Genomic DNA, 26,062 nt, shown 5'->3' on the forward strand with positions numbered 1-26,062 from the left:
GACTTCGATGTGGCTATCTTGATGAGTGTGGTGGAGTGCCAGATGGGTGATGTAGTTAAATTCAAGAAACCGAAGCTGTCAGAAAAGCATCGCGGCAAGAGCCTTTGTAAGGATGGTCATCACAAGTGGCAGGTGGATAAGGCGCAGCAGTTTGATGTGAAGCAGGGTCGGTTGGTGACGCTGCTTCGTTGCGCGCGTTGTGGTGTAACACGCTCTAAGGCGCTATAACTCCATTTGTCCGTGGTAGCGATCCTCGTCAAATATTGGTTCCGGTTTGCCAATGCCGAAGCCCTGTGCAAAGTCGACCCCGATGTCGCGCAGGGTGTAGAAGATATCCTCATTCTCGACATACTCCGCGATAGTGCGAATTCCCATGACCTGACCGATCTTGTTAATCGCATCGACCATGGCGTGGTCGACCGGGTCGGTGACGATGTCCTTCACAAAACTACCGTCGATCTTCAGATAGTCGACCGGTAGATTCTTCAGGTAGGCGAATGAGGAGAGGCCGCTGCCGAAGTCATCGAGTGCGAAGTGACAGCCGATGGCGCGCATCTCCTTGATGAAATGAGTGGCGTTGGCCAGGTTGGCGATGGCAGCCGTTTCGGTGATCTCAAAGCTGATGTTCTGTGGTGGGATGTTGTGGTCACGCAGCTTCTGGTGGATATAACCGAGCAGAGAGGGGTCACCGATCGAGTTACCTGAGAGGTTGATTGCCAGGTATACGTAACCGTTGCTGACTCCCTCATCATGTTTCCTTTCGGAGAACTCAAAGAAAGAGCTAAAGGCGTTCTCGATAACCCACCGGGGAGTCGCTATTTTGCGAAAGTTTGTTTTGGGCATCAAGCCCAAGCAAACAGCAAAAACTTAACGCGACCGTTTATGCCTACGGCGCCCCGACCGTCCTGCGTACGTTGCGTAATCACCTCTTCGCGGCTCTACACAACTCCCTCAGTGACTCTACGCCGACATAAAGCCGCTGCTGCATCTTCTTCGTCGTCCGCTCGCGCTCTCAACTACGAATAGGCAGACGGCGTCGACTATCGGGGACTAACCGCCCTCACTTCGCTCTCCATGGCGGTCAGCGGCGGTCGATATCACCCATCAGGTCGTACCGTTCGGCGGCCGGGAGGAAAAAACCGGGTGGGATCAGCTTGCCCTCTTCATCAACCATTCTGACCAGTAGCTCATAGTGTGGCACCAGCCCATCTTCGATATTGACCGGTGTAATAACCTGTGAATAGAGGCGGAAGCGGTTTTCCTTGAGGGCCTGTGCGATACGCGAGGCCCACTGCATCTCGCTTTGGCGATTCTCAAGCTCGGTGTCGCCCTCGACATAGACGTGTACGCGGTTGCGCCCATTCTCTTTGGCGGCGTAACAGGCGATATCAGCGGCACTGAGCACCTTGGAGAGCCCCTGGCTCTCGTCGGTGATGGCGGTGAGCCCAATGCTGGCACCGATTTCGAAATATTTCCCCTCCCAGGCGAAGCGGTACTCTTTGACCGCCAGGCGCAGGTTGTCAGCTGTGCGGTGGGCGTGGTTGATGTCGCAGGCCTCTAGCAGAATGCCAAATTCATCACCGCCAAGGCGTGCAACGGTGTCGGCCTCGCGTACATACTTGGCGAAGATGTTGCTGAGCTGACGCAGCAGCTCATCACCGGCGATGTGGCCGCAGGTATCGTTGACGATCTTAAACTGGTCGAGATCGATATAGAGCAGCGCGTGCTCTTTGTGATCCTCGCGGGCGCTCAGTAACAGGTCGGTCAGTCGACGTTCAAACTCCTGACGATTGAACAATCCCGTGAGGCCGTCGTGGGAGGCCTGATGGGTGAGCTTGTTGCTTAATTCACGCTCATGGCTGACGTCGTGGAAGACCATTACCACGCCAATCACGTCACCACGTCGGTCGCGAATCGGTGCAGCTGAGTCCTCAATAGAGATCTCGCTGCTGTCACGACGAATCAGTGCGGTATGGTTGGCCAGACCCACAATGGCACCCTCACGAAGACACTTCTCAACCGGATTCTCAACCCGGCTGCGGGTGAATTCATTGACGATATTGAACACCTCGGTCACCGGTTTGCCGATCGCTTCACTGCTCTCCCAGCCGGTGAGGTTTTCAGCAATAGGGTTGAGGTAATCGATTGTGCCGAGGGCGTCAGTTGTAATAACCGCATCACCAATAGAGTGGAGAGTGACCTGAGCGCGCTCCTTCTCATCGTGGATCAGCTCCTCGGCAAGCTTGCGTTCGGTGATGTCCTGAACCAGTGAAGCGACACCGATTACTTCGCCCTGCTCATCGATCAGAGGTGTGTTGTACCAGTCGCAGCTGATGGTTCGACCATCCTTGGTCAGGTTCTCATTGGTGCTACTGAGGCCGCCGCGATTGTCGATCAGTTCAGCCCAGACGTTGTTGACGTGGTCTTTGGCCCAATCGGGCAGTATTAGCCCGGCCGCGTGTCTGCCAAACGCCTCATCGGCGGAGAAGCCGAAGATCTTCGCTGCTGCAGGGTTCCACTCGACGACCTCAAAGTCGCGATTCCACTCGATAACGGCTAATGGTGTGCGCAGGACATGCAGTGCCAATTTTTGCCGAGACTGGCGTAGCGCCTCCTCCATCTGTCTGCGACGGGTGGTATCGATGGCAACATGCACCATCCCCTCAAGAATGCCGCTATCGACTGGAGTGAGCGAGTAGAGGTGCCAGCGCGACTGCTCGTGGTTTTCGAGTTCAAGGTTGCTGACTGATTCACCCTTGGTGATCATGTCGCAAAGCGGGCAGGATTCACTGTTTTTTACAGTAGGGTGGAAGAGATCGTGGCAGTGGTGGTTGATGAGTGATTCAGCAGGCTGCCCCGCCATCTCGCAGGCAGCCTTATTAACCTGGTGGATATAGCCATGGCGATCGACAACGATGGTTGGGTCGGGTATCGCATCGTAGGTACTAGAGACGCGAGACATGACCTGAAACGGTTCGGTCAGGGTGGTGCGCACGATCGCGGCAAAAATGAACCAGAAGGAGAAGAGTTTGAAGATGTGTCCGACCAGGTTTGAGAGACCATAGACGCTGATATAGAAGGTGAAGGCGAGCTCGGCAAAGATGGTGAGGCTGATAGAGGCGAGCATCAGCTTGAGAATGAAAGGGTCGATCATGGTGCGCTTGGAGTAGGTGAAGCCGATCGCACCGAGCATGATGATCACGATGAGGTACTCACTATTGACCTTGAAGGGTGTCAGGCCGCTGCCATCAATAAATGCGTCGGGGAAGTGGCCGGCATTGATCAAGGCAAAGGTGGAAATTACAATCGCACCGAAGAGGGTAAAGAGTGGCAGCCGCACGACCGGTTTTTTCATGAATAGGGGTGCGCTAATTAGCAGGCATGCCTCAAAAAAACGTGTGATGACCCAGAGCTGGATGGAGAGGTTGGCTGAATCGATGGCCTGAAATCCCATGCCTTTGTAGTAGAGGGCGTGTGCCAGGTCGAGCATGGCGATCCAGAAATAACCGCAGCCGAGATACATCAGGAAGTGGTTGCGGGAGAATTCGTAGGTGTGCCAGACCACCACTGCCATGATAACGGCGACCATGATCGGGAAGAGTTCCGCCAGAGTATGGAACAGCAGGTAGTTGTGCAGACTGATGGCGTAGAGCAGCGCGGCGATCGCAATCGGTACCAACCAGCCGCGACCAGCGACCGAATTGAAAAGCAGACGGTTTGAAGAAGAAGTTTTCATATAATGCGCCCGCCCATGAGGCGATGACCCGCTATTTATTTTAATTATGATTAGATTAGTTACATTAACGTCTCTTCAAGCATAGCTCAATTGGACGAAGTGTGATTGTGGTCACAGTGCGGCGTTGTTGTCGCTAAGTTGCTGTATTGATTGACTGAATTGTGCGCAGAATTAGTGATTGCGTAGTGCGTTGTCTGTCTCTGTCTGATGGTGTTCGTCATGACAGTTGAGCGTCGATTTGATGGTGTTTCTTCGAGCGCGAGTAGTGTCCTATGAAGCGCCTCAAATCAGGGTGCTTGAATCGGGCATTGGCAAGATAGTTCGGTTATTATGACGCGCAACAGCCTGTCTATATAAAAAGAGTGAAATTGGGAAGGATGTCTGAGAAAAGCAGTAATACGGTTTGGCACAACGCAGCGGTGTCGCGTGAGATGCGCGCAGCGGTCAATGGGCATAAAAGCACTATCCTCTGGTTTACCGGCCTCTCAGGTTCGGGAAAGTCCACACTGGCGCACGCCATTGAAGAGCGGCTCTTCGAAATGGGTATGCGTACCTTCGTCTTTGATGGCGACAATGTTCGTCACGGCCTCTGTGGTGACCTCGGTTTTTCGGTAGATGATCGCAGTGAGAATATCCGCCGTATTGGTGAGATGTGTAAGCTCTTTCTCGAGGCGGGTGTGATATCGCTCACGGCTTTTATCTCCCCAATGCGCGAGGATCGTCACCGTGTACGCTCACTGGTACCACACGGCGATTTTCTTGAGATCTACTGCCGAGCTTCGGTCGATGTGTGTGAGTCGCGCGATGTTAAGGGGCTCTACAAGCGAGCACGTGCGGGTGAGATCGGTGACTTTACTGGCATCTCATCGCCCTATGAAGAGCCAGAGGCGGCAGAGCTGATTGTCGATACCGGGTCGCTTTCACTGGAAGATTCAGTCGATCAGGTGCTACAGCTACTGCTTCAGCGTGGTGTCATAACCGTCCCCGAGATGACGGATGGGGCAGATATGTCATAGGTGATCGGTAAAGCGGTCGCTTGTTAATAATTATTACTAGTCGGCACCGGAAGAAAGTTCTGGTTGCGATGGAAAAATGATGTTTGATATTGATGGTGTAAAGATAGGGATGGTGGGGCTTGGCTATGTCGGGCTTCCACTCGCGGTGGAGTTTGGCAAGCGTTGGCCGACCGTGGGATACGACACCAATAGTGTACGGATCGAAGAGCTGAAGAGTGGCCATGATGGCACCCTGGAGGTTGAACCAGAGCTTCTGGCTGCAGCTGAGCAACTTAGCTATTCAGATCAGCTCGATTCACTGCAGAGCTGTAACTTCTATGTCATCACCGTTCCCACGCCGATTGATGAGAGCAAGCAGCCAGACCTCTCGCCTTTGATCAGCGCCAGCCGCGCCATCGGCTCAGTGATATTGGCGGGAGATGTTGTCGTCTACGAATCGACCGTCTACCCGGGCGCAACCGAGGAGGTCTGCGTACCGATCCTCGAAGAGGTTTCCGGACTTCGCTTCAACTCCGATTTCTTTGTCGGCTATAGCCCGGAGCGTATCAATCCGGGTGACAAGGAGCATCGAGTTACCACCATCAAGAAGGTGACGTCTGGCTCGACGCCAGAGGTGGCGGCCTATGTTGATGCGGTCTACCGTGAAGTTATTGAGGCTGGCACCCATTTGGCACCCAGTGTGCGCGTTGCTGAGGCCGCCAAGGTGATCGAGAATACACAGCGCGACGTCAACATCGCGTTAATTAACGAGTTGGCCCTGATTTTCAATCGACTCGATATCGATACAGAGGCGGTGCTTGAGGCGGCGGGTACCAAATGGAACTTTCTACCATTTCGTCCGGGTCTGGTCGGTGGTCATTGCATCGGTGTTGATCCCTACTATCTGACCCACAAGGCGCAGGCGATCGGCTACCAGCCCGAGGTGATCCTCGCTGGGCGGCGAATCAACGACGGCATGGGTGCCTATGTGGCCAGCCAGGTGGTCAAGTTGATGATCCAGAACGGAGCGAGGGTGGCTGGCTCTCGGGTGTTGGTGCTTGGTTTTGCCTTCAAGGAGAATTGTCCTGATCTACGCAATACGCGAGTGGTCGACATTCTTGAAGAGTTACATAGCTACCGGATCGATATCGATCTCTATGATCCCTGGGTCAATCCGGACGAGGCTCGTCATGAATATGGCGTTGATCTGATCCAAACCCTGCCGACTGGTGGTGAGTACGATGCGGTGATCATCGCTGTTGCACATGATCAATTCTCCGAGCTAGGCATTGAAGGTATCAATGCGCTGGTCAAAGAGGATGGTGTGGTCTACGACGTGAAGTATCTGCTGCCTGCCAACGCAGTGACGGCGCGTCTTTAAATTATTAATTTTCTAAGCGGAGAGTAGTTGATGAAGGTCCTGATTACAGGTGCGGCGGGTTTTATCGGTTCACAACTGGCGATGCGCCTGCTGGAGCGTGGTGATGAGGTGATCGGTATCGATAACCTCAACGACTACTACGACGTTAATCTGAAAAAGGCACGGCTGGCTCGGATCGAGCCCTATGATCGTTTTACCTTTATCCACATGGATATCGCAGATCGTGAGGGCGTCGCTGCACTCTTTGAGAAAGAGAAACCAAACAAGGTAGTAAATCTCGCCGCGCAGGCGGGTGTGCGTTACTCAATCGAAAATCCACTCTCCTATGTCGATAGCAACATGGTTGGCTTTGCACACTTGCTTGAGGGGTGCCGACACAACGGTGTTGAACATTTCGTCTACGCCTCGTCGAGTTCGGTCTACGGCGCAAATACCAGCATGCCCTTCTCGGTGCACGATAATGTTGATCATCCGCTCTCACTCTATGCGGCCTCGAAAAAGGCCAATGAGTTGATGGCACATACCTATAGCCACCTCTACAACCTGCCAACCACCGGGCTGCGCTTTTTCACGGTATATGGTCCTTGGGGTCGTCCCGATATGGCGCTGTTCAAGTTCACCAAGGCGATCCTCGCAGGCGAGCCGATCGATGTCTTCAACTACGGCAAGCACCGTCGCGACTTTACCTATATTGACGATATCGTTGAGGGTGTCATACGAACCCTTGATCGTGTTGCAGAACCGAATCCGGAGTGGTCAGGTGAGAAGCCGGATCCGGGTAGCAGTATGGCGCCGTGGCGTGTCTACAACATCGGCAACAATGAGCCAGTGGAGCTTCTGCACTACATTAAGGTGTTGGAGGATTGTCTCGGTAAAAAAGCAGAGATGAATATGCTGCCACTACAGCCGGGCGATGTGCCAGATACCTATGCCAATGTTGAAGACCTGGTGCGTGATGTCGACTATAAACCGGCCACCAGTGTTGAGACCGGTGTGGCCAATTTCGTTGAGTGGTACAACGATTATTTCAAGGTCTAGTCGTTTAGTTAGTCTGCCGATTAATCTAGGGATGTGACAGGTAGAGGGTATGCAGCAGCGATTAATTAAAGCATTTTCAATATTTCTAATATCGACAGGTCTCCCAGTATCCGCCATCCGCGAATGCGAGCAAGGCGGTAGTCCCACTGAAGTCGAACAGCTGGGCAGATCTGCCTATTCGCCAGCTGCAGAGCGGTCGAGGCAACGCGATGCAGAGAAGATGTCAGCGCCCTTTCACGCTGGTCCGCTGAAGGTCGAGTATCGAGGGAGGTGGAGACCGCAAGAGGGTTAGAAAGGAGAGGCTCGAGCGGGGGCCGTATTGGCATAAACGAGATCGCAGCTGAAGTTTGCTCGTCCGCGGGATTCGGATGCTCCAAACGTAGCCCGCACAAAAATAGCGATCCCTCGGATTTACTGTCAACGCCTCCCGAATGGGCGAATCACTACCTGACCAGCTTTCGAACAGCTGGGCCCAAAATGGCTGGTCCGATGATCGCAACAGCTAATCTGAGAGTCGTCGGAACACCGGAGCGCAGGAGAAGAATGTCCCGCCCTTTCCCACGCTGGTCCTGCCTGAAGGTGAGTATCAGCAGGTGGATGATCTTGATCAAGAGATAGAGGAGAGGCTCGAGCGCGGGGATACCGTAATTGTTACGGTGAAGAGATCGATGATGAACAACTGAAGCGTTATCTCGAGTCACAGCAGGAAGATAGTCGTGATGCGAGGGTGCCAGAACGTGAAGCGCCGCGCTACAAGCAGCAACTCCAGGAGGAGGAGCAGAGTCGGCTCGAGAAGATTTTTGAGAAGCGTGAGTCTAAACAGCTCCCCTACATGGGGCGTAACCTCTACCGTGTCGACGATCAGGGTTCTATTCGCATGCCGATTATTGGCCAGGTGGGAATGGCTGGTCTTAATGAGTCGCAAGCAGCGGTCAGACTCGGTGCAGAGCCACTACTAAAGGATTACTACATCAAAGTTGAGCGACTACCGGTCGAGAAGAGTGGAAAGGAAGCGTTAAAGCCGTATGGCTACGACCTCTTCGAGGGGGTGCCAACTACCTTTGCGCCAGCTACCGATGTGCCGGTACCGCATGACTATGTGATTGGGCCAGGTGACGTGATTCAACTACAACTCTTTGGCAAGGAGAACGAAGAGTACGAATTAGCGGTTAAAAGAAACGGTACGGTTGCTATTCCTAAAATCGGACCGGTTTCAGTGGCGGGACTGGGTTTCGAACAGCTGGAAAAAAAGATCCACCGCATGATCAAAAAGCAGTTCATTGGTGTTCGCGCCAATGTCACCATGGGTGAGTTGAGGTCGATTCGGATATTTGTGCTCGGAGAGGTCAATAAGCCAGGTAGCTATACTGTCAGCGCACTCTCAACCCTAACCAACGCGCTCTTCTTCAGTGGTGGTGTGCGGGAGATCGGTTCGCTACGCAACATAGAGTTGAAACGAGGTGGCAAGATCGTTTCCAAACTGGATCTCTACGACTTTTTAATGCGAGGTGATACCAGCGGTGATATTCGTCTCTTCCAGGGCGATGTGATATTCGTGCCCACAGTGGTTGCCACAGCCTCTATCGATGGTGAGGTGAGGCGCCCCGCAGTCTATGAGTTGAAGGGACAGCAGAGCCTCGGAGAGCTGGTCGCCATGGCAGGCGGTTTGAAGGCCGATGCCGACCGTAGCGCCATCCAACTCGAGCGCGTAGGGGGTGGTGGTAACAAGAGTCTGACCGACCTGGATATGATGAGCGAGGTTACCGCCAGCTATGCCCTTCAGCAGGGTGATCGAGTGACTATTTTCCCCGTCAGCAAACCGATGGAACAGGTGGTTAAGTTAAGTGGCTATGCCTACCGAACAGGCAGCTACCAATGGCGAGAGGGAATGCGTCTGGTCGACCTGATACCCTCAACTGATCTGCTCCGGCAGCAGGCGGATCTCGACTATGTACTGATCGGACGCGAGGAGGGTATCGACCGACGGCTGAAAATCATCTCCACCACACTCAGAGACGCATTGAATTCACCTGAGTCCGATGCGAACGTGCTGCTCAAGCCGCAGGACGAGATCGTTATCCTAAGTCTGGCAAATGACGGATCGAGGCAGAAGATGGTGCTGCCCTACCTGGAGCGTGTTGAGCAGCGTGCCTGGAGTGATCAGAGTGTCAGCTGGGTAGAGATTAATGGTGCAGTACGAGGAGCAGGCAGATATCCGTTCGAGGCCGGTATGCGTGTCAATGACGCGATACGCGCAGCAGGAAAGTTGAATGAGAAGGCCTATCGGCTTTCGGCAGAGATCACGCGTGTGATCAGGAGTGATGACGGCATTAATCGTGTTGTCCATCTAACTGTGAATCTGCAGGAGGCGTTGTCAGGGGTGACGGCAAAGAACTTAGAGCTCCATCCCTTCGATACGATCCACTTCAGAGAGATCCCGGAGTGGAGCAGAACACGGATGGTTAATGTTCAGGGCGAGGTGCGTTTCCCAGGTGAGTACAAGATTATTGCTGGCGAGAAGCTTAGTTCATTAATCAAGAGAATCGGCGGTCTTACCGAGAGCGCCTACCCAAAGGCGGTTGTCTTCCTGCGGGAAGAGTTGAGAGAGCGTGAGCAGCAAGAGCTCAATCGGCTTGCGACACAACTGGAGTCGGATATCGCATCGTCGGCATTGAGTGATAACAACGCGCGCGGCGGAAATGATGTCGAGATTGCAAAGCAGCTGGCAGAGCAGCTGCGTAGCACCAAGGCAGTAGGCCGGCTGGTGATTAATGTTCCAAGATTGCTCATCGACATGGAAGAGGGGCGCGCGAGTGAATTCGATGTGGTGCTGAAAAATGGTGACCGCATCTTTGTGCCGGAACAGATGCAGGAGGTCTCGATTATGGGAGAGGTCTTCCATCCCAGTACCCTGTTGTTTAGGAATAATAAGAATAGAGATGACTACATTGATGCCAGTGGTGGTGTTACACCAAAGGCCGACGATGAACATATCTATATTGTAAAGGCGGATGGCTCAGTAAGTCTGGGTAGAAACAGCTGGTTCGAAGTGACTTCAGAAGCCTCGATAGAACCAGGCGATACGATCGTAGTTCCACTCGATGTAGAACGCATCAGAACCCTTACGTTGTGGGTTGAGGTCAGTAAGATCCTGGCTCAGATCGGCGTGGCAGCAGCAAGTTGGCACAATATTGGAATCTTCTAACCCCATATAGACTAGTAAGGATCTGAGATTGGTATGTAAAAAGGTGCAACCATGAAATCTACACTTAACTATTAATCGGTCAATACCAAACATGTCAGAGAAAGAACATAAGTCTGAAGAAGCAGCAGAGAAGGAGGTTGTGAAAGATTCACAGCCCGTATATTGGTTCAGGCAACGCAGAATCAGGAACCAGAGCTTGATTTTATTGGCGTACTTTTAATTGTCTGGGCATGGAAATGGTTTATTCTTTTGTAACGCTCCTAGCTGGTGGAGCGGCAGCATACTACGCATACAACCTTCCAAACTACTACAAGGCAAGCAGCAACACTAGCTCCACTTGACCAGCAGAGTGGTGCTTAGCGGCGCTTTCAAGTCAATTGGGCGGATTGGCGACACTTGCGGGTGTTCGTGTGAAAGGTCGTGCAGATCCTACAGATAGGATTATTGCAAAAATAGAATCGAGAACATTTATAGAAGCCTTCGCTGACCGCCATGGAGAGCGAAGTGAGGGCGGTTAGTCCCCGATAGTCGACGCCGTCTGCCTATTCGTAGTTGAGAGCGCGAGCGAACGACGGAGAAGATGCAGCAGCGGCTTTATGTCGGCGTAGAGTCACTGAGGAGTGTGTAGAGCCGCGAAGAGGTGATTACGCAACGAAGGCAGGACGGTCGGGGCGCCGCAGGCATAAACGGTCGCGTGAAGTTTTTGCTGTTTGCTTGGGCTTGGATGCCCAAAACAAACTTTCGCAAAATGGCGACTCCCGGTATAAAAGATGAAAGGTTGATGCCAGAACTTTTCAAGTCTCAATGGGATGAGAAAAATAACAGCTGGATTCCGCCTGGAGAGACGACCTTCCAGAGGGTGAAAAGAGGGTTCAATAAAATAGAACTTATTGAAGAGCCGACATTGGCGATGGGATATAAGAGGTTTGTAGGTGGTAGGATCAATATCAGTAAAAACAAGAAAACGGGTTAATCTACCTTTCAATTGTTGATAAGGATCCTGTTCGTGCGGCTGAGTGGACAAACAAACTGGTAGAAAGAATAAATAGACAAGCAAAAGAAGATGAGATTGGAGATAAAGAGATACGTGAAATATCTTGAGCGCCAACTGGTGAATACAGATTTACTAGAAGTTAAAGAGGTGTTTTTCTCGCTATTGACTGAGAAAAATAAGAAATTAATGCTTTAAAATTCGAAAAAATATTATGCATTTGAGGTTATAGATTCAGCAATTGAGTCAAGTTCGATTTATAAACCGAAAAGAATCTTAATGCTCGCGATTGGTCTAACATCAGGTTTGATGTTGTCGATAGCAATTGCATTCCTGATGAGTGCGTGCAGGAAAAAGCATGTCGTATAAGAAGTTAGAAGTTAGTGCAGAGAGCATATTTTCCCGAGGTGTCTCATCATGAATTTAATAGCTCTGCATATGTAATATTGTCCTGATGACTAACCCTATTCGTGACCTTCCGCACTACCTTAAGATCTTCCAGATTTATCTTGGTCGGAGGATGTATTATGTCTTCGCTCTTGCCATGGTGGCAGGGTTAGCTGAAGGTGTAGGGATCTTGATGTTTCTGCCGTTGCTGCAGTCGCTGGATTCTGGTGCTTCGAATAGTGGGAATGGTGAAGTGCCTGTCCCGATAGAGGGTATTTCAACACACATACACAATTTTCTCTCGTTGATGAATATGCAAGACTCGACTGTTGGGGTGTTGCTTATCATAACTCTAGCATTCATCGTCAAGGGAGCGCTTACTTTCTGGGTGCTTGGCTATAGTGCATATCTGCGTGGCCAATTGCTACGTGAACTTAAAGGTAAGTTGTTCGATCGCTACAGTAACATGACCTACAGTTATTACAGTAGCCGCGATACTGGTCATTTCATCAATCTTATCAACGAACAGATTACAAAGGCATTATTGTCTTTTGCTAATTTCGCCAAACTGGGCGCCCAGCTTATCAGTGCGATGGTCTACTTGGTGCTAGCTTTCGTCGTGGCATGGCGTTTAGGGATAATGGCGTTGGTTGTGGGTGTGTTTCTGTTAATACTATTTCGCAAGCTTAACCATTTTGTAAGAGAGCTATCACGTAAGACGGCCTCCGAGAATGGACACCCGCTGACCGCCATGGAGAGCGAAGTGAGGGCGGTTAGTCCCCGATAGTCGACGCCGTCTGCCTATTCGTAGTTGAGAGCGCGAGCGAACGACGGAGAAGATGCAGCAGCGGCTTTATGTCGGCGTAGAGTCACTGAGGGAGTTGTGTAGAGCCGCGAAGAGGTGATTACGCAACGAACGCAGGACGTCGGGCGCCGCAGGCATAAACGGTCGCGTGAAGTTTTTGCTGTTTGCTTGGGCTTGGATGCCCAAAACAAACTTTCGCAAAAATAGCGACTCCCGGTATCAAAGCTATTGATACAGACATTGCAGGCATATAAATATCTTAGCGCTACTAGTCAGACCTCAGGCCTCAGGCACAGCATTGCTGCCTCAATTCATAGGCTAAGTGGTTATCAAATTCGTAGCGGTATTGCAGGTGGCTTCACACAGGCTTCCCGTGAGCCTATAGCTGTAGTCTTTATTATGCTTATCGTTCTGATGCAGATCGAATTCTTAAGGCAGCCACTCGCGCCAATCCTGGTTTCTATCCTTCTTTTTATCGTGGACTTAATGCCACATTAAGCCTTCAAGGTTATTGGCAGGGTGTACTAGATCAGATTGGTAGTATGGAATTGGTTCATCAAGAATTTAGCATCCAAAACAAACATCAGGAGCGTGATGGGTCAATAGAGCTTGAATCTCTAAGTAATGGCATCCGTCTGGAAGGAGTCCACTTCCGCTATGAACAGCAACTTGATGATGTAATTAATGGAGTTAGCCTTGAGATTTCAGTGCGTACAACAGTGGCGCTGGTTGGTGAATCAGGCTCAGGAAAATCAACACTGGTGGATCTACTTACTCTGATACATAAACCATACTCTGGTCATATATTGATCGATGGGGTGCAGGGAGAAGAGATCAGGCTGTCTAGCTGGCGTAATAAAATAGGTTATGTCTCGCAAGAGACTGTAGTGTTGACGATACTATTGCCAACAATATCTGCATGTGGGCAGGTGATGTAGGACAATATTTAGAGCTCGACAATCGCATCCGACAAGCGCATATTGCACACTTTATCGAGAGTTTACCAGATGGATATCAGACATTGGTGGGTGATCGTGGTTTACGCCTCTCTGGCGGTCAGCGCCAGCGTCTATTTATAGCTCGTGAACTTTTCCGTAAGCCAGATTTACTAATATTGGATGAAGCCACCAGTGCGTTGGATTCGAGTCTGAGCAGGCAATCCAGCAAAGTATTGATGACCTTAAGGGTGAGATTACGGTCGTAATTGTTGTGCACCGCCTATCGACAATACGTAATGTAGACAAGGTATTTGTATTCGATCATGGTTGCCTTGTTGAACAAGGTGGTTTCAAGGCCCTTCGTGATGAAACGGATTCTCGTTTTAGCCGTCTAGTTGCAATGCAGACGTTATAAATAATAATGCCTGCGCTCGTAATAAGATTCCTGTGGATTGTAGGTCAGTTTGAGATATGTAGTCGGGTGTTTATGGTGTTTTGTACGACATGAGTATTATTGAGTTAATAAAGAAAGTTATTCCAACGCTGACCGCCATGGAGAGCGAAGTGAGGGCGGTTAGTCCCCGATAGTCGACGCCGTCTGCCTATTCGTAGTTGAGAGCGCGAGCGGACGACGAAGAAGATGCAGCAGCGGCTTTATGTCGGCGTAGAGTCACTGAGGGAGTTGTGTAGAGCCGCGAAGAGGTGATTACGCAACGTACGCAGGACGGTCGGGCGCCGCAGGCATAAACGGTCGCGTGAAGTTTTTGCTGTTTGCTTGGGCTTGGATGCCCAAAACAAACTTTCGCAAAAATAGCGACTCCCGGTGAGCATCAAAGTTAGTGGAAGGCGTTTGATGTTTATATTTAGTCACATTAGGAAGGTTGAATTGGGGGTGCATTAAGGTGCAATCTAGTGGGGATACGCTAGGTGCTATAGAGAGGCATATAAGGAGTAAGAAAAAGGTGCTTACTTAAGGTTTGGTGATGGTGAGATATATATATTAAGAAATAAAGGAAAGTCACGCAATCAATCATATTCTAAGCAGTTGGCTGATGAGCTTGAACAGGCAATAAATCTAAATGATTCAGGAGTATTTAAATCATTAGCTATTAACTCAACGAAATATGGCAGCGAATCTGGGATGGGGCCTGGTATACATGAAAGACCGGATCAAGAGGCTGAAAGAATTCTACTAAATTCCTACGAGTTCTTTATAGGGTCTAAGGTTTATTGTCCAGTGGCGCTTCATCATCAATTAATAACTAATCCTGACTATTCCGTTCGATTTATGTGTTTACTTAGAGAGCACAAGCCAATATTTATAGGAAGCGAAAATAATGATCAAAATATAATAAGTGATTTGCTTGACTCAAAGTTATTCATTAAGGCGTCTCATGTGAATAACTATGCAAGTGTGGATGATATAGAGAGTAAGGTATTGCTTGAGATAGAAAGAAATAGTTTGGACTATGAGGTGATCGTATTCTCTTGTGGTGTGAGCGCAAAAGCATTAATAAATAGACTGTATAGAAGAGTTGAAAGGCCCGTTTTTTGTTTGATCTTGGTAGTGTCGTTGATTTGTTTCATGGGCGTACATCTTGGACATGGGTAAAAAATCAGGTCGTGACGATGATTATATATCAGCTCTTTTACAAAAATTAAGGAGTAGTGTGGCGTGTTTGGGGGCAGATGAAACCTGTGGATTCTAGAGATGAGTGGCCATCTGATGGTATAGAAGTTCTGGGTTGTTGTCCGGTGTGCAAGGGTTTAAGTAAAGATCTGGTATACAGCGATCAATCCGATATGGTATTTAAATGTGCGCCAGGTGATTGGGATTTGTGGCAATGCAACGATTGTGGATGTAATTATGTTGACCCAAGGCCAGATGAAGGCTCGACACATCTGGCATATGAGAATTATTATACGCATGGAAAAGTGTATGTTCATGACAAATACAAGAATCTATCAAGATTAAGAAAATTTAAAAGAAGGCTTGTAAATGGATACCTGAAGCACAGATATTCTAAATCGATCTCACCCTTAATAGCGTTAGGGAAGTATCTTGTATACCTACTACCAAAAATCAGAAGGCGGTTGGACCGCACATTTAGAAGTATGCCGATGCTTCCATCGAAAGGCGGAGACTTGTTGGATGTGGGCTGCGGTAATGGATCATTCCTTTATCAGGCGAAGGAAATTGGATGGCGAGTAAATGGAGTTGACTTTGATTCTATGGCTATTGAGGCACTTCGTTTGGATGATATGCCTGTTGGGCATGGAGGTATTGAGCTCTTCAGTGAAGAGCGCGAGTTGTTCGATGTAATTACATTGAGTCATGTTATTGAGCATGTCCACGATCCTGTATTTCTCTTAGAGAGGTGTAAGGATTTGCTCAAGCCGAACGGATATCTTTGGATTGAAACACCAAATAGCAATAGTTATTCACACTCTGTATTTTCCAGTTTCTGGAGAGGGCTTGAGATACCCAGGCATTTGACACTGTTTAATTACAGTTCTATGAGATATGCGCTAGAAAAGTCCGGTTTTAATAAGGTTAATGTGCTTAAGTATACTAATCCAATTGAGTCTATGTTTAAGAAGAGCTATGCAATTTCATTAGGATGCTCGCCATACGCAAATATCAAATTACCAATTAAATACACCGTAAGGATGTACTTATATAAAGTGATTGGTTTGTTGGTCAGAAGTCGATCTGAGTATTTGTCGATTAGTGCATACAAGTAGGGTGATGAAATGTCTGTCTCGGTTGCAATGGCCACATATAATGGCCAAAAATACTTGTACGATCAACTGAAAAGCCTTGCAATACAAACCGTACTTCCAGATGAGTTAGTTATATGTGACGATGCGTCTTCTGACGATACACTTAAAATTATAGATGCCTTTTGTAAGGAGTCGCCATTTGTTGTCCGTGTTATCGCAAATAAAGTCAACAGAGGATGTATTGAGTCATTTGAAATCGCAATAGAACATTGTACTGGAGACATACTATTGCTTTGTGATCAGGATGATGTCTGGAATGACAATAAAATAGAAGTCGTAAGTGAATTATTTGACACGAACGACTCCGTTTGTATGTTGATAAATGATCAGCTAATAAAAGATGAACAACTGATTAACGGAAGCAAGACCAAGCTTGGTAATATTTACGCCATGGGGTTAACGAGTGATTGGCATACTACAGGATGTTGTACTTCGTTTAGACGAGAATTATGTGGTCTGATACTCCCATTTCCTAAGGATATAAAGAGTCATGATGGTTGGATTGCGCGCATTGGAATTAGTTTAGGAGTTAGAAAGGTCATAGGAAGAGTTTTACAGGTATATCGTCGTCATGAAACGAATTTATCGAATTCAATTTCATCGAATATTGATGGAGCATCAAGATTTGACTTGATAAGAAAATATGGGCTGAAAGATATTCGTTCTGAGCTATTATATGAGTCGAAGGTTCTTGATGAGTTATGCAGTAGGATTAATGACGAGCCAAACAAGCCGGGAGTCGCTATTTTTGCGAGAGTTTGTTTTGGGCATCCAAGCCCAAGCAAACAGCAAAAACTTCACGCGACCGTTTATGCCTGCGGCGCCTCGACCGTCCTGCGTACGTTGCGTAATCACCTCTTCGCGGCTCTACACAACTCCCTCAGTGACTCTACGCCGACATAAAGCCGCTGCTGCATCTTCTTCGTCGTTCGCTCGCGCTCTCAACTACGAATAGGCAGACGGCGTCGACTATCGCGGACTAACCGCCTTCGCTTCGCTATCCATGGCGGTCAGCGTAGGTTTGTACGATTATACTTCATAGTGCGGTACTGGATGATTGGAGGTTATAGTCAATTTAATGGCTGTAAGACAATGTTAAAAGATATTGTTAGGCCTTAAAGTGGTTTGTGTCAGTGGTGGATGTGATAGACAAAAGAATATCAATTGTATTGCCTGATTTAAGGTGTGGTGGGGTAGAAAAAGTGCGGACTACGCTTGCTAAAGAGTTCTTTAGTAGTGGTTATGAAGTGGAATTTGTACTTATGAAGGCAGAAGGTGAGCTGTTAGACGTAGTGGAGGGTATGTATAGAATAGTTAACCTTGATATCTCAAGGATAAGGAATTTTCCGATTGCATTTTACAGATACCTGAAGAATTGTAATTCAGAAGCTGTGTTAGTGGGAATGTGGCCTCTCACTGCTTTGGTGCCTATCGTTGGCTTATTATCGCGGTATGAAGGACGTATACTTGTAAGCGAACATGCAATGCTTTCAATTCAGTATGCTCAAAAGGGTTTGTGCATCGAATGTTGATGCATTTAACTATGGCAATAGGCTATCGTTTGGCTGATGCGCGCATCGGAGTCTCTCATGGTGTGGTATCTGATATGGCAAGACTTGCGATAATGCAAGAAAATCGTTTTACGGTCATCCATAATCCAGTGCGTCAAATGCATAGCCAGCTAGGTGCCGCTAGCACTAAGGTAGGTTCTAATCTTTTGAAAATTACAATCACCGAATTCTAACGGTAGGCAGCCTTAAGGACGTGAAAAACCATGCTTTGCTTCTTCGAGCTTATGCGAAGAGTGCGATTCCTGATTCATGCTTGATAATTTTGGGTCAAGGTCAAACAGAGTTATTGCTTCGTAATTTGGCTCGCGAATTAAATATTGAATCACGAGTGTTTTTGCTGGATTCCATGATGATCCGACATGTTTCTATGAAAACAGTGATCTCTTCGTTTTATCATCTGACCATGAGGGTTTCGGAAATGTACTTGTCGAAGCTTTATCTTTCGGATTGCCAGTGGTTTCGACTGATTGTCCATCAGGCCCAGCAGAAATCCTAGGAAATGGTCGTTGGGAAGTCTTGTACCTGTGGGAGACGTCGATGCATTAGCGCTTGCAATAGAGGAAGCATTGTATGCACCTGTAGATCAAATTTCTTTAAAGAAACGTGCCGCAGAATTTACGCCAAAGAAAGCCGCTGCAGAATATATGAATCTTCTTGATATTTCGTGAATAGTACCCTCTATCTAACACGTAATGGCCTACTAGAACCACTCGGTCAAAGCCAAATAATGGCTTATCTGCGGGGATTGTCGCAGGAATACCGTATTACGCTCATCACCTATGAAAAGGACGATGACTGGTCAGATACGGAGAGGGTTGCACGAGTACGGACTGAGTGTGAAAGCCTGGGTATCCGCTGGCTGCCGCAGCGGTTCCGCCCTCGACCAAAGATTGTAGCGCCGCTTTTCAGCATGGTGCGTATGGTCTGGCTCGTGCGACGTGAAGTACAAAAGCATAACGTTCAATTAATTCATGCTCGCTCCTACATTCCGGCTGCAGTGGCGATGTTGGTTGGTCGGTTGGCTGGGATACCATTCATCTTCGATATGCGGGCGCTTTGGCCAGAGGAGTTGATCACTGCTGGAAGGCTGGGTAGAGGAAGTCTACTTCATCGTGCCATAGTCACGGCAGAACGAGTATGTATTAGTAGGGCGGCCGCAGTGGTGTCGTTGACACATGCGGCGCTTGCGCATTTGAATAGTGAGTACCCATACGGCATGGCCGAGCAGAAAGTAGTCGTAATTCCAACTTGTGCTGATCTTGAACGATTTGTTCCTGTCGAAGATGGGCCTGAGCGGCGGATCATTGGGTGTCTAGGTACAGTATTGAGCGGATGGTTCAGGCTCGACTGGCTTGTATCGTTTATGACAGTTGCTGCTGACCGTGATCCGGAGGCCTCATTCGAACTGACCACCCGGGATGATCCGGTGCAAATTAGAGCGGCAATCGAGAACAGCAGTTCATTGGTGAAGTCTAGGTTGGAGATTAGATCCTGTTCTTCTGACCTAGTACAAGAGGTGTTGCAGGGGCAGATGGCATCAGTAATGTTTTATGCGGGCGGGGAGTTATCTGAACTTGGCAGATCACCGACGCGAATGGCCGAGATTCTCGGATGTGGAGTTCCTGTTGTGTCCAATGAGGGTGTTGGTGATGTTGCAGAAATCATCAAGCAGTACAATGTCGGTGTGCTTGTAGATAATTGTTCAGAAGAGGCGATGGTTAAGGCTCTTGATGAGCTAGATACGTTGCTGTCTGATCCCAAACTGAGCTCACGTTGCCGGAAGGCTGCAGAAGAGGTGTTTTCGTTGCAGGCTGGTACAGAATCTTATCGAGAAATCTATCGAGAATTATTGCCTCATTCGTAGCAGTGTGATCAACACGAATCACCATGAGACTGGTAATGTCTGAAGTCATTAAAGATATAGGTGGTAAAGAGAGTATTCGCATACTTGTTCTTTCAAAATACGCCCGTAATGGAGCGAGTAGTCGCTATCGTACTTACCAGTATCTGCCATTTTTTGAACAGCTCGACATAGAAGTTAAAGTGATGCCCCTTTTTGATGAGAGCTATATTGATCAGCTCTACAATTCGGGCAAGGTATCTCGAGTGGAATATTTTCGTGCGTTTTTACGACGTATCAGCTCATTAGTAACTGTCTATCACTACGATGTCGTATTAATAGAATACGAGGTTTTCCCCTATTTTCCGGCGCTATTCGAACGCTTACTAAGTTGGACCGGTATTAAATACCTGGTCGATTACGACGATGCCTTGTTTCATCAATATGACATGCATCCTAGCTGGCTTGTTAGAAGGCTACTGGGGAACAAGATTGCTACCGTGATGAAATTGTCGGAGGTGGTAATCGCAGGCAATGGTTACTTGATGGATTATGCCAAGTTGGCAGGATCAAAACGTGTCGAGGTAATACCTACTGTCGTCGATCTCGATAATTACCCATTAACTGTGAACAATAAACGGCACAATTCTAAATTCACTATTGGATGGATAGGATCGCCCACAACCGCACGTTATCTGCAGTTGATTTGCCCGGCATTGAGGGAGTTCTGTGAGGCGAGTGGTTCCCATGTCCGCATAGTTGGCTCCGGTGAGATTGAACTTCCTGGTGTTGATATTGAGATTGTAGAGTGGAGTGAGGAAGATGAAATCGAGATGCTTCACACCTTTGATGTCGGCATTATGCCTTTGCCCAATGAGTATTGGGCGCGTGGTAAGTGCGGGTTTAAATTGATCCAGTATATGGCATGTGGTTTGCCTGTGATCGCCTCTCCGGTGGGTGTAAATAGTGACATCGTTGAACACGGTGTGAATGGGTTCCTCGCGAAAACTACAGAGGAGTGGGTAGCGGCGCTGAACGCGCTCTTATCAGATTCTCTATTACGTCAAAATATGGGTGAGGCTGGTCGTTCAAAAGTAGAACGACAATACTCATTACAGGTTACGGCCCCTCATCTGGCCGGCATCCTCTCTTCTGTTGCCTAGGCGTTCTTGTAATGTGTGGTATTGCTGGTTTATTCGATTGTCGAGCAGTTGCAAGTACTGCTTTAGTGGGCACAGTGTCGCGGATGATTGCCACACTGGATCACCGTGGTCCCGATGATAGCGGGACATGGATTGATGAATCAGTTGGCTTGGCCCTTGGACATCGTAGACTTTCGATTCTTGATCTCTCTTCAGCAGGGCATCAGCCTATGCAGTCGGATTGTGGCCGCTATACCATCGTTTTTAATGGTGAGATCTACAACCATTTAAAACTCCGTGAGCAGCTAAAAGCAGAGCGGGTTGCGCCTGTCTGGCGTGGTCACGCCGACACAGAGAGCTTGCTTGCGTGTTTTGTCGCCTGGGGAATCGAGAAGACTCTTCAATCCATTGGCGGGATGTTTGCATTTGCCCTGTGGGATAGGAAAGAGAGGAAGTTGACGCTTGCGCGTGATCGCATGGGTGAGAAGCCGCTCTACTACGGATTTGCGGCTGATGATTTTCTTTTCGCGTCAGAGCTAAAAGCGTTACGTTGTCACCCAAAATGGCAAGGCAGTGTCGATAGGAGCGGTCTGGGGCTACTGCTGCGCTATAACTACATACCAGCACCGCATACCATCTACAAAGGAATCTCAAAGCTGGATGCTGGTTGTTATCTGACGGTCCGGAGTGGTGGAGAGCCAGAGGTGACTCGCTACTGGAGTGCAGAGCAGGTTGCATTTGATGGCGCTAGAAAGATGCGCTTTGAGGGTGACCCAGAGGATGCGGTACAGAGCCTTGAATCGAAGTTGATGCAATCGCTTTCTGGGCAAATGTTGTCGGATGTTTCATTAGGTGCTTTTCTGTCTGGTGGCGTCGATTCTTCGACGGTGGTTGCACTGATGCAGGCGTCAAGTTCGAGACCGATCAAGACGTTTACGATCGGATTCGATGTTCAAGGTTTCGATGAGGCGGCAGACGCAAGTCGGGTGGCAAGGCATTTAGGAACAGAGCACACAGAGCATTATGTGACGGGAAGAGAAGCGCTCGAAGTCGTACCGCAACTCCCAACCATCTACGATGAACCATTTGCTGATGTCTCGCAGATACCAACCTATCTCGTCTCCAGGCTCGCGAGCAGCAGTGTTACCGTGGCGCTTTCGGGGGATGGAGGTGATGAGCTGTTTGGCGGCTATAACCGGTACACGCAGGGCAAGCGGCTGTGGGAATTACTGCAGCGATTGCCGAGGGTAGGGCGGGGCTCACTAGAGGCCGTACTGAATGTTATGTCGCCGAAGCAGTGGGATTCGCTGTTTGCGTTTATTGCGCCGCTACTTCCCAAATCAAAACGCATCGGAAGTCTCGGTGATAAGATTCAGAAAATAACCTCGTTACTCTCCTGTCCAGATGCTAAATCATACTATCAGGACGTGGTCTCCTTCTGGCGGGAACCAGAGGCTGTCGTGGTCGGTTCAGAATATGTAGAGACTTTGGTTTTGACACCAGATCGTTGGCCAAAATTAGATGGAATAAGTTCGACCATGATGTATCTAGATATGGTGACCTACATGCCCGACGATATTCTGGTGAAGATGGATCGTGCGGCCATGTCAGTCGGCTTGGAAGGACGGATGCCGCTCCTTGATCATAGGTTGGTTGAGTTTGCTTGGTCGTTACCTCTTGAGATGAAGATCAAGGATGGGGTAGGAAAGTGGCCGCTGCGAGAGGTGCTCTACAAGTATGTTCCCAGAGAGTTGATAGAACGGCCTAAGATGGGATTCGGTGTCCCACTAGATAGCTGGTTGCGGGGTCCGCTACGAGAGTGGGCCGAAGATCTTCTAGATGAACAACGTTTGATTAATGAGGGATACTTTGATGCAGACCCGATACGAATGATGTGGCAGGAGCATATCAGTGGTAAAGCAAATAGGCAGCATCAACTGTGGAGTGTGCTGATGTTTCAGGCGTGGTTGGAAAATCAGTAGACAATGATCTCCTTCTGGCTCTCATTCTTATTTCCTGTTGCAGGTGTTTTTAGCCCATATAGAACAGGACAAGAGCTGCGAATAATCGCGTGGTTTAGTGTCGGATTATTCCTGACAATATTAATTGGTCTTCGTCATGAGGTGGGCGGTGACTGGGTGAATTATCTCCGTCATTATGATATTACCTTGGGGGAGTCATTCTCAGAGGCGGTCGTAACATCTGATCCCGCTTACGCATCGTTAAACTGGCTGATCGGCCTGTTTGATGGCGGTATCTATAGTGTAAATCTTGTCTGTGCAGTGATATTTGTTTTAGGTCTAATAAGGTTATGCCAAAAACAACCCTTGCCTTGGCTGGCTCTTGCAGTGGCCGCCCCCTATCTGGTTACTGTTGTAGCCATGGGTTATACACGCCAGGCAACTGCGCTTGGCATTATAATGTGGGCATTGGCGGGGCTGCGTGAAGGTAAATTAATACGGTACTCAATTCTGGTGGTTTTGGCCTGTACCTTTCATAAGACGGCAGTGATTATGTTTCTTCCCGTAATACTGCTCTCTAAGCGAGGCAAGGTAATTAAAGCCGTTGCAATATCGGCGTTGATGCTAGTCACTGCTGGCGCTCTGCTGGCAGAGCACTATGAAAGGTTGATGAGAAGTTACGTTGACAACCCGATGGTTTCGGAAGGTGGTGAAATAAGGGTGTTAATGAATGTGCTCCCCGCACTGCTGTTGATTATCTCATGGAAACGTTGGCAGATGGTTTGGGATGATAGCGCTGCGTGGGTGTTGATTGCGCTGATGGCGATAGCCTGTTTACCGCTGCTTTCAATAGCATCAACCGTTGCAGATAGATTGGCGCTCTATCTGATTCCACTGCAGCTGGTGGTCTACGCCAGAACGCCACTGTTAATTAATAATATGCAGATGCGTACAGGCTTTGTGCTTGGTGTGCTGGTGATGCATGCGGCCGTTCTATACGTCTGGTTGAATTATGCAGGCCACGCCCATCTTTGGGTGCCTTACAGGAATATTCTCTTTGAGTGATGTAAGCAAGAGAATATTGATCGTTTCCAATACTGCATGGTCGGTATCCAATTTTCGGTTGGGACTGATCAAACGATTACTTCGCGATGGTTGCAGTGTGATGGTGGCAGCCCCGCGTGATGATTCCTCAGTTAAATTGGTTGAGGCGGGTTGCGAGGTCGTGGATATCAAGCTCGACAATAAGGGGATGAACCCGGTGCGCGATGCAGGCGCACTGCTGCAGCTAATCCGACTCTATCGAAATCTCGCGCCATCCTTGGTTCTGCACTACACAATCAAACCGGTAATATACGGAGGGGTGGCTGCACGGTCATTGAAGATACCCTATATCAGTACAATTACCGGACTGGGTACAGTCTTCATCAAGGAAGGATGGGTTACGAGACTTGTCGAGTGGCTCTACCGAATCAGTCAGAAACGTGCTGCAAGGATCTTCTTCCAAAACAGCGACGATCGACTGCTCTTTCAACGCCGTAGACTGGTGCCGGAACAAGCGACGGAACTGGTGCCCGGTTCTGGTATAGATGTCGGCTATTTTGCACTGAACCGTTACCCGTCGAATGGCCGTGCCGTCCGCTTTCTGCTGATTGCTCGCATGCTGCGAGACAAGGGGGTGGTCGAATACGTTGAGGCCGCAAGAATAGTTAAGCAGCGCTACCCAGAGACACGCTTCCAACTGCTGGGTGAGGCGGGTGCCGAGAATCAAACTGCCATCCATCTGGAAGAGATCGAACAGTGGGTGGATGCTGGCTATGTTGAATATCTGGGAACGACTGACGATGTAAGGGGCTATATCACACAGGCAGACTGTGTGGTGCTCCCTTCATACCGCGAAGGGATGCCTCGAACTCTTCTCGAGGCCGCCAGTATGGGGCGTCCTATCGTGACGACCGATGTGCCCGGTTGCCGTGAGGTTGTCAGTGATGGAGTCAACGGTTATCTCTGCAAGGTAAAGAGTGCCGAAAGCCTGGCCGATAGCATCAAGCGCATGCTCAGTGCGAGTGAGACGGAACGGGAACAGATGGGGTTGCGTGGGCGTGAGCTTGTGTTGAGTCGGTTTGACGTGCGTATAGTCGTTAACCAATATATGGCTGTTATCAATCGATATATCGGTTAGAAGATAGTCCAGCAGTGGAACGAATCACGATCAAGAGCGCTTAGATAGAACCGTGCAAGAAAACATCATACTACTCATCATCTCATTCATACTGACGCTCTTTTTAGCAAGCTATCTGCGACCGATGGCCATCAAGGTAGGGCTCGTCGATCTTCCCTCTCAGCGAAAGCACCACAGTGGTGAGGTGCCGCTGCTGGGTGGGGTGGCGATGGGGGTCACATTCCTTGCGGTGCTGATACTGAGTGGTGTTCCGTTAGACGGATATCGGGTTCTGATCGGTGGAGGGCTGTTGCTGATTTTCGTCGGTGTGCTTGATGACATCCATGAGCTCTCGGCCACTGCGCGAATGGTCATCCAGATCAGCGTCGCCCTGCTGATGGTGACACTCGATGGGGTGGTGTCGGCCTCACTGGGAAATCTGCTGGGTCTGGGTAGTATCGAGATGGACGCATGGGCGATCCCCTTCACCGTGCTGGCGGTGGTCGGAGTTATCAACGCCGTAAACATGTCGGACGGTATCGATGGTCTTGCAGGCGGCATTGTTCTGATCGCAGTGGCCTTCCTCGCGTTGGTCGCCGCCCTCTCGGGACGTACTAGTGACTTGACAGTATTGATGGTGTTGATCGGGGTGGTTGCAGGTTTTCTGATCTATAACTTCCCCTCGCGCTTCAGCAACCAGAGCAAGATATTCATGGGTGACTCAGGTAGCACCCTGCTCGGTTTTCTCGTCGTCTGGTTCATGCTATCGCTCTCGCAGGGGGAGGGGAGCGAGCTGCGCCCTGTAACTGCGCTCTGGATCCTTGCCTACCCGATCATGGACATGGCAGCGATCATGATTCGACGCAAACTCAAAGGGCGTTCGCTCTTCGCGCCAGATCGTGAACATCTGCACCACGTATTTCTACTGACAGGCTATTCGAGTAGAAAAACGGTCACGACACTGCTGCTGATTAATCTGCTGCTGGGCAGTATCGGGATTGTCAGCCAGATTATGGGGGTGGCCGAGTATGTGATGTTCTATGCATTTCTACTATTGATGCTTGCCTATCTCTTTGCCTTGCGCCATGCGTGGAAGCTGATGCGCGCAATCAAGAGCGATGGTTGAC

General features: G+C 49.2%; 25 protein-coding genes and 2 pseudogenes. 23 read left to right on the forward strand and 4 right to left on the reverse strand.

Annotated elements, in window-relative coordinates; translation table 11 throughout:
* Positions 1 to 42: 42 nt before the first annotated feature.
* Entirely contained in the window at positions 43 to 228 is a 186-nt protein-coding gene (locus HUE57_RS04085) for a hypothetical protein (RefSeq protein WP_078483570.1), read from the forward strand.
* Here HUE57_RS04085 and HUE57_RS04090 read toward each other — a convergent pair.
* The gene (locus HUE57_RS04090) at positions 223 to 843 is read right to left on the reverse strand and encodes an EAL domain-containing protein (RefSeq protein WP_174672756.1); all 621 of its coding nucleotides are present in this window, start codon (positions 841 to 843) and stop codon (positions 223 to 225) included. The genes HUE57_RS04085 and HUE57_RS04090 overlap by 6 nt on opposite strands.
* On the opposite strand from HUE57_RS04090, the gene HUE57_RS04095 reads away from it, so the two are divergent.
* The gene (locus tag HUE57_RS04095; RefSeq protein ID WP_174672478.1) at positions 751 to 1,026 is read left to right on the forward strand and encodes a hypothetical protein; all 276 of its coding nucleotides are present in this window, start codon (positions 751 to 753) and stop codon (positions 1,024 to 1,026) included. The genes HUE57_RS04090 and HUE57_RS04095 overlap by 93 nt on opposite strands.
* A gap of 55 nt (positions 1,027 to 1,081) precedes the next feature.
* Here the strand turns inward: HUE57_RS04095 and HUE57_RS04100 are convergent, their stop codons facing one another.
* Complete coding sequence (locus tag HUE57_RS04100) at positions 1,082 to 3,736, reverse strand: MASE3 domain-containing protein (protein WP_174672757.1); 2,655 nt, start codon at positions 3,734 to 3,736, stop codon at positions 1,082 to 1,084.
* Positions 3,737 to 4,113: 377 nt separating this feature from the next.
* Between HUE57_RS04100 and cysC the strand changes: the two genes are divergently transcribed.
* The 4 genes from cysC to HUE57_RS04120 all read left to right on the forward strand — a co-directional run bounded on the left by cysC (position 4,114) and on the right by HUE57_RS04120 (position 10,355).
* Positions 4,114 to 4,752 carry an adenylyl-sulfate kinase gene (gene cysC / locus HUE57_RS04105; RefSeq protein WP_078483545.1) on the forward strand — a complete coding sequence of 213 codons (639 nt, stop codon included), beginning with the start codon at positions 4,114 to 4,116 and terminating at the stop codon, positions 4,750 to 4,752.
* Positions 4,753 to 4,831: 79 nt separating this feature from the next.
* Positions 4,832 to 6,112 (forward strand): Vi polysaccharide biosynthesis UDP-N-acetylglucosamine C-6 dehydrogenase TviB, encoded by a 1,281-nt coding sequence (gene tviB / locus HUE57_RS04110; RefSeq protein ID WP_078483569.1) that lies wholly within the window; start codon positions 4,832 to 4,834, stop codon positions 6,110 to 6,112.
* Positions 6,113 to 6,142: 30 nt separating this feature from the next.
* A complete protein-coding gene (locus tag HUE57_RS04115) occupies positions 6,143 to 7,150 on the forward strand; it encodes an NAD-dependent epimerase (RefSeq protein WP_078483544.1) in 1,008 nt (335 codons plus the stop codon).
* 727 nt (positions 7,151 to 7,877) lie between these two features.
* Entirely contained in the window at positions 7,878 to 10,355 is a 2,478-nt protein-coding gene (locus HUE57_RS04120; protein ID WP_174672758.1) for an SLBB domain-containing protein, read from the forward strand.
* Positions 10,356 to 10,949: 594 nt separating this feature from the next.
* On the opposite strand, the gene HUE57_RS04125 is transcribed toward HUE57_RS04120, so the two are convergent.
* Positions 10,950 to 11,102 carry a hypothetical protein gene (locus tag HUE57_RS04125; RefSeq protein ID WP_174672759.1) on the reverse strand — a complete coding sequence of 51 codons (153 nt, stop codon included), beginning with the start codon at positions 11,100 to 11,102 and terminating at the stop codon, positions 10,950 to 10,952.
* A gap of 34 nt (positions 11,103 to 11,136) precedes the next feature.
* On the opposite strand from HUE57_RS04125, the gene HUE57_RS04130 reads away from it, so the two are divergent.
* From HUE57_RS04130 to HUE57_RS04140, 3 genes are all read left to right on the forward strand, one after another.
* Positions 11,137 to 11,328, forward strand: coding sequence for a hypothetical protein (locus HUE57_RS04130; RefSeq protein ID WP_174672760.1), 192 nt, complete (start codon positions 11,137 to 11,139; stop codon positions 11,326 to 11,328).
* A 246-nt stretch (positions 11,329 to 11,574) separates the two neighbouring features.
* Positions 11,575 to 11,715: a hypothetical protein gene (locus HUE57_RS20140; protein WP_174673715.1), complete on the forward strand. Its 141-nt coding sequence runs from the start codon at positions 11,575 to 11,577 to the stop codon at positions 11,713 to 11,715.
* Between the two features lie 85 nt (positions 11,716 to 11,800).
* Entirely contained in the window at positions 11,801 to 12,520 is a 720-nt protein-coding gene (locus HUE57_RS04140) for an ABC transporter transmembrane domain-containing protein (protein WP_236860677.1), read from the forward strand.
* A gap of 14 nt (positions 12,521 to 12,534) precedes the next feature.
* Here HUE57_RS04140 and HUE57_RS04145 read toward each other — a convergent pair whose 3' ends face one another.
* Positions 12,535 to 12,729: a hypothetical protein gene (locus HUE57_RS04145; protein ID WP_174672761.1), complete on the reverse strand. Its 195-nt coding sequence runs from the start codon at positions 12,727 to 12,729 to the stop codon at positions 12,535 to 12,537.
* Positions 12,730 to 13,080: 351 nt separating this feature from the next.
* On the opposite strand from HUE57_RS04145, the gene HUE57_RS19540 reads away from it, so the two are divergent.
* The 14 genes and pseudogenes from HUE57_RS19540 (at position 13,081) to HUE57_RS04200 (ending at position 26,061) form a co-directional block, all read left to right on the forward strand.
* Entirely contained in the window at positions 13,081 to 13,476 is a 396-nt protein-coding gene (locus HUE57_RS19540; RefSeq protein WP_272902011.1) for an ATP-binding cassette domain-containing protein, read from the forward strand.
* Positions 13,458 to 13,742, forward strand: a complete 285-nt coding sequence (locus HUE57_RS19545) for an ATP-binding cassette domain-containing protein (protein ID WP_272902012.1) — start codon at positions 13,458 to 13,460, stop codon at positions 13,740 to 13,742. Before HUE57_RS19540 ends, HUE57_RS19545 begins: the two co-directional genes overlap by 19 nt.
* Before the next feature lie 779 nt (positions 13,743 to 14,521).
* A complete protein-coding gene (locus HUE57_RS04155) occupies positions 14,522 to 15,088 on the forward strand; it encodes a hypothetical protein (RefSeq protein ID WP_320416273.1) in 567 nt (188 codons plus the stop codon).
* Between the two features lie 77 nt (positions 15,089 to 15,165).
* A complete protein-coding gene (locus HUE57_RS04160) occupies positions 15,166 to 16,221 on the forward strand; it encodes a class I SAM-dependent methyltransferase (protein WP_174672762.1) in 1,056 nt (351 codons plus the stop codon).
* Between the two features lie 27 nt (positions 16,222 to 16,248).
* Positions 16,249 to 16,698 (forward strand): annotated as a pseudogene (locus HUE57_RS20145) (glycosyltransferase); the annotation flags it as partial.
* Positions 16,699 to 17,008: 310 nt separating this feature from the next.
* Positions 17,009 to 17,215, forward strand: a complete 207-nt coding sequence (locus HUE57_RS18925) for a hypothetical protein (RefSeq protein ID WP_236860678.1) — start codon at positions 17,009 to 17,011, stop codon at positions 17,213 to 17,215.
* Positions 17,216 to 18,024: 809 nt separating this feature from the next.
* Positions 18,025 to 18,377: pseudogene (locus HUE57_RS20050) on the forward strand (glycosyltransferase).
* The gene (locus HUE57_RS18940) at positions 18,338 to 18,499 is read left to right on the forward strand and encodes a hypothetical protein (protein ID WP_236860679.1); all 162 of its coding nucleotides are present in this window, start codon (positions 18,338 to 18,340) and stop codon (positions 18,497 to 18,499) included. Before HUE57_RS20050 ends, HUE57_RS18940 begins: the two are co-directional and overlap by 40 nt.
* Positions 18,496 to 19,695: a glycosyltransferase gene (locus HUE57_RS04175; protein ID WP_174672764.1), complete on the forward strand. Its 1,200-nt coding sequence runs from the start codon at positions 18,496 to 18,498 to the stop codon at positions 19,693 to 19,695. Before HUE57_RS18940 ends, HUE57_RS04175 begins: the two co-directional genes overlap by 4 nt.
* Before the next feature lie 35 nt (positions 19,696 to 19,730).
* Positions 19,731 to 20,834, forward strand: a complete 1,104-nt coding sequence (locus HUE57_RS04180; RefSeq protein ID WP_236725670.1) for a glycosyltransferase family 4 protein — start codon at positions 19,731 to 19,733, stop codon at positions 20,832 to 20,834.
* Between the two features lie 11 nt (positions 20,835 to 20,845).
* A complete protein-coding gene (gene asnB, locus HUE57_RS04185) occupies positions 20,846 to 22,795 on the forward strand; it encodes an asparagine synthase (glutamine-hydrolyzing) (RefSeq protein WP_078483529.1) in 1,950 nt (649 codons plus the stop codon).
* Between the two features lie 3 nt (positions 22,796 to 22,798).
* On the forward strand, positions 22,799 to 23,839 hold the full coding sequence (locus HUE57_RS04190) for an EpsG family protein (RefSeq protein ID WP_078483528.1): 1,041 nt from the start codon (positions 22,799 to 22,801) through the stop codon (positions 23,837 to 23,839).
* Positions 23,787 to 24,956 carry a glycosyltransferase family 4 protein gene (locus HUE57_RS04195; protein WP_174672765.1) on the forward strand — a complete coding sequence of 390 codons (1,170 nt, stop codon included), beginning with the start codon at positions 23,787 to 23,789 and terminating at the stop codon, positions 24,954 to 24,956. Before HUE57_RS04190 ends, HUE57_RS04195 begins: the two co-directional genes overlap by 53 nt.
* Positions 24,957 to 25,008: 52 nt before the next feature.
* Positions 25,009 to 26,061 (forward strand): hypothetical protein, encoded by a 1,053-nt coding sequence (locus HUE57_RS04200; protein ID WP_078484380.1) that lies wholly within the window; start codon positions 25,009 to 25,011, stop codon positions 26,059 to 26,061.
* Position 26,062: the final 1 nt, after the last annotated feature.

The organism is Candidatus Reidiella endopervernicosa, assembly GCF_013343005.1.
GTDB lineage: Bacteria > Pseudomonadota > Gammaproteobacteria.

What these genes read in the sequence shown, in the direction of transcription:
- HUE57_RS04085 (WP_078483570.1), top strand. Translation starts at nt 43, where the DNA reads ATGGGTGATGTAGTTAAATTCAAGAAACCGAAGCTGTCAGAAAAGCAT.
- HUE57_RS04095 (WP_174672478.1), top strand. Translation starts at nt 751, where the DNA reads ATGTTTCCTTTCGGAGAACTCAAAGAAAGAGCTAAAGGCGTTCTCGAT.
- HUE57_RS04090 (WP_174672756.1), bottom strand. Translation starts at nt 843, where the DNA reads ATGCCCAAAACAAACTTTCGCAAAATAGCGACTCCCCGGTGGGTTATC.
- HUE57_RS04100 (WP_174672757.1), bottom strand. Translation starts at nt 3,736, where the DNA reads ATGAAAACTTCTTCTTCAAACCGTCTGCTTTTCAATTCGGTCGCTGGT.
- cysC (WP_078483545.1), top strand. Translation starts at nt 4,114, where the DNA reads ATGTCTGAGAAAAGCAGTAATACGGTTTGGCACAACGCAGCGGTGTCG.
- tviB (WP_078483569.1), top strand. Translation starts at nt 4,832, where the DNA reads ATGTTTGATATTGATGGTGTAAAGATAGGGATGGTGGGGCTTGGCTAT.
- HUE57_RS04115 (WP_078483544.1), top strand. Translation starts at nt 6,143, where the DNA reads ATGAAGGTCCTGATTACAGGTGCGGCGGGTTTTATCGGTTCACAACTG.
- HUE57_RS04130 (WP_174672760.1), top strand. Translation starts at nt 11,137, where the DNA reads ATGCCAGAACTTTTCAAGTCTCAATGGGATGAGAAAAATAACAGCTGG.
- HUE57_RS04140 (WP_236860677.1), top strand. Translation starts at nt 11,801, where the DNA reads ATGACTAACCCTATTCGTGACCTTCCGCACTACCTTAAGATCTTCCAG.
- HUE57_RS19540 (WP_272902011.1), top strand. Translation starts at nt 13,081, where the DNA reads ATGGAATTGGTTCATCAAGAATTTAGCATCCAAAACAAACATCAGGAG.
- HUE57_RS19545 (WP_272902012.1), top strand. Translation starts at nt 13,458, where the DNA reads ATGTGGGCAGGTGATGTAGGACAATATTTAGAGCTCGACAATCGCATC.
- HUE57_RS04160 (WP_174672762.1), top strand. Translation starts at nt 15,166, where the DNA reads ATGAAACCTGTGGATTCTAGAGATGAGTGGCCATCTGATGGTATAGAA.
- HUE57_RS04180 (WP_236725670.1), top strand. Translation starts at nt 19,731, where the DNA reads ATGTCTGAAGTCATTAAAGATATAGGTGGTAAAGAGAGTATTCGCATA.
- asnB (WP_078483529.1), top strand. Translation starts at nt 20,846, where the DNA reads ATGTGTGGTATTGCTGGTTTATTCGATTGTCGAGCAGTTGCAAGTACT.
- HUE57_RS04190 (WP_078483528.1), top strand. Translation starts at nt 22,799, where the DNA reads ATGATCTCCTTCTGGCTCTCATTCTTATTTCCTGTTGCAGGTGTTTTT.
- HUE57_RS04195 (WP_174672765.1), top strand. Translation starts at nt 23,787, where the DNA reads ATGCAGGCCACGCCCATCTTTGGGTGCCTTACAGGAATATTCTCTTTG.